This window comes from uncultured Cyclobacterium sp. (assembly GCF_963976465.1).
Lineage (GTDB): Bacteria > Bacteroidota > Bacteroidia > Cytophagales > Cyclobacteriaceae > Cyclobacterium.
Genome location: NZ_CAXBOC010000591.1, coordinates 1 through 3,125 on the forward strand (window position 1 = coordinate 1; position 3,125 = coordinate 3,125).

2 protein-coding genes and 1 pseudogene are annotated in these 3,125 nt (G+C 38.7%); all 3 read right to left on the bottom strand.

The window, feature by feature from the left end; all coding sequences use genetic code 11:
* A partial coding sequence (locus tag AAC037_RS22615; RefSeq protein WP_339905813.1) for a hypothetical protein occupies positions 1–1,877 on the bottom strand: 1,877 nt, incomplete at its 3' end.
* A gap of 100 nt (positions 1,878–1,977) precedes the next feature.
* Positions 1,978–2,916, bottom strand: coding sequence for a malate dehydrogenase (mdh, locus tag AAC037_RS22620; protein ID WP_339905815.1), 939 nt, complete (start codon positions 2,914–2,916; stop codon positions 1,978–1,980).
* An 86-nt stretch (positions 2,917–3,002) separates the two neighbouring features.
* Positions 3,003–3,125 (bottom strand): annotated as a pseudogene (locus tag AAC037_RS22625) (cyclic nucleotide-binding domain-containing protein); the annotation flags it as partial.

Sequence of the window (3,125 nt, forward strand, 5' to 3'; positions counted from 1 at the left end):
GCATAAACAAAGTCTTTGGTTGCAAAAACCAATTGGAGCTTACCATTTTTATAATAATCTATTTGATGTACTTCTCCCACGATTGCTCCCGGAATTTGTTGAGCGAAGACCTTCTCTCCTTCCTCACTAATCAAATGGATAAAATGATCCTCATCCTGAACCAAGAAATCAGTGCTTTTGTCATTAAAGTTCCGGATACCGGAAGGTCCATATATCAATTGCTTTCCAAAGTCGGTACTATTTGATTCGGAAAGGACCAGTTGTTTGTTGGCATCGGCTTCTCCCAAATCAATATTTAACTTAATGGCTGCATTACCTTCTTTAAAAATGGAAATATTCAACCAGTCGAAAGAACGAAATACAGGTTCATATTTCTGAAAAACAGGGCTCCAAGATGGGTCGCTATTGCTAATTAAAATAGGATAAAATCGGTCATTGTTAACAATTATTCGGACAGGAGATCCGTTGTTTTGATCCTTTAAAATGTCCTTATAGGCCAGGGACTTGCCCCAAGTATTGTCATTATAATGATCTTCCAGAAGATTTTTCACCGTTTTCAGACTATTGCCAATTATCAGGTGATTGCCCGTCATGGAAATATAGCTCCTGGAAAAACCGGTGAAATTACCTTCAAAGATATGGGCCGGAAATTCTTCTATATCAAGCATAAATATTTCCTTCCCCATAAAATATTCTTTGAAGAGTTTAGTACTATCGTTCTGGCTCACTTCTAAGGCGAATTTCTCTAAATTTTGGTACCTGCGCTCAGTATTTTCAGGGTTAAGCAAAAGGATTTGATTCGGATTTTTATCAAAAAGATTCTCCTCAAGCACCATGGTTGCTTCTCCACCCAACCCATTGATAAAATTACCTATTTCTTCACTTTCTTCCAGTGTGGTGGCAACCAGAGGCCTTGGATTGAAGGCCCTGTTTGGCACTTGTTTGAACCCATTAAAATTGGGAAATAAATACTGCGTAATCCATGCCGCCCTATTGCTAATAACCGGAGCAAAGGACATCCCACTAGGGGTATCTCCTATGGTTCCTATTGTACCGGATTTTCCTTCGGTAAAAATTTGACCATTAAAAGTTATGGATGAATCCCTAAAGGAAGGAATTAAATTTGCAGACAAATTATTTTCTCTCAATTTTTGCAACAATAATTCTGCATTGTTGGCAGTCAATTCGTTCACCAGAGCTGCAAAACCTTCTCCAGAAAGTCTCAATACTCCTTGAGAATTCAGTGGTTTGGAGGGTTGAAACAAGTGCGGGTAGGATTGCTTGAAGTTTTTCAACTCGAGGGATTTGGCATACCTTATGCCATCTTCCACCAAAAACGATGTATGGCTTCCCATCAGTACGTTCTCATAAAGAGCGAACGTAAAAGCTTGCGATTCCGTATCAGATTGTATTTCGTAAAGCTCTACTCCGCTATAAAACCTCTTTTTCAAACCATTTCCTCCATGATTTGTGCCAGGCTTTAGTTTTTCAATAAATTCTAAAAACTGCTCATTGTTAAATGCTATGGCAATTAAAAAACCAAAGGCACCCTTGCCTGTGGGATGTAAAGAAAGCCTAAACCGCTGTCCCTTTAAGTATTTGTCCAGGTTTCCATTTTTACCGGTGACACTATCTAGCAAAATCAGTTGAGACTCCACCGTTGCCAAGGCAGGGATATTGTGAAGTTTTTCCCAAACAGGCTGGTTGACCAGGTTGTTCCAATAGCCTACCGGATCATTTGTTTCAAAAACAAAAATGGCATTTGGTGGAATGACTTCCATACCATTTAATTTGGAGTCAAAAAAATCGCTCTTTACCAGCAAAAAGCCGAGAAATCCAAACACCAAAATTAATAAAATTACCAGCAGATTTTTCAATAGGCTATTGTCTTCGAATGTTTATCAACTACTATCAAAACAACAAAAAAATCCCAACTATTCAAAGTTGGGATTTTCATAAAAAAGGTTAATTATTCAATTATTTGTTACCGATTTTATCCAAAACCGACATCACTTCTTTCACATGATTTCTAGAAACTTCTAATAATGCTTTTTCATCATCATTCAAGTCCAATTCAATCACTTTCTCAATACCATTTTTACCAAGGATTACCGGCACCCCTAGGTAACAGTCATCAATTCCATATTCTCCTTCAAGCTTAACACATACAGGGAATACTCTTTTTTGATTTTTCACAATCGCTTCTACCATTTGGGCAGCAGCCGATCCCGGAGCATACCATGCAGAGGTACCCATCAATTTCACAAGTTCTCCTCCTCCGGATTTTGTTCTAGCGATGATTGCGTCTAAAGTATCCTTATCGATCAATTCAGTAACAGGGATACCTGCAACAGTAGTGTATCGAGGCAATGGCACCATGGTATCTCCATGTCCACCCATCAATATCGCTTGGATTTCTTTAGGAGAAATATCAAGCGCCTCAGCCAAGAAAGCCCTGTATCTTGCTGTATCAAGGATTCCAGCCATACCAATCACTCTTGTTCTAGGTAATTTAGATACGATATGCGCTTGGTAAGTCATTACATCCAATGGATTGGAAACAATGATGATAATGGCATCCGGAGAATGTTTAATCACATTTTCTGTAACCATTTTCACGATTCCTGCATTGGTTTCGATCAAATCATCTCTGGTCATGCCCGGCTTACGCGGTAAGCCTGAAGTTATCACCACCACATCAGATCCGGCAGTTTTAGAATAATCATTGGTACTCCCGACAGTCCTGCTATCATAAGCATTGATAGGGGCTTTTTGCCAGATGTCTAAAGCTTTGCCTTCAGCCACACCTTCTTTGATGTCTACTAAGACAATTTCCTCTGCTATTTCTCGGTAAGCCAATACATCAGCACATGTGGCACCAACATTTCCGGCTCCGACTACGGTTACTTTTGTCATCTTTTATAATCGATTTAGATTAATGTTTTATCAAAATTTGCGCTAAGATATTAAAGAATGTGCTTTATATGAAGGAAACCTCATAATTATTCAAACATCTGTCCAAGGTTAAAAAAACCATAGGACTTCTTGTAAGAAGAAAAAAGCTGTTGATTTCTGCGGTCATAAAAGGTCGCCAGTGAACTCATCATTTTTGCCTTTATCTTTTG

Coding starts and splice junctions, on each gene's coding strand:
- mdh (WP_339905815.1), bottom strand. CDS start 2,916: ATGACAAAAGTAACCGTAGTCGGAGCCGGAAATGTTGGTGCCACATGT.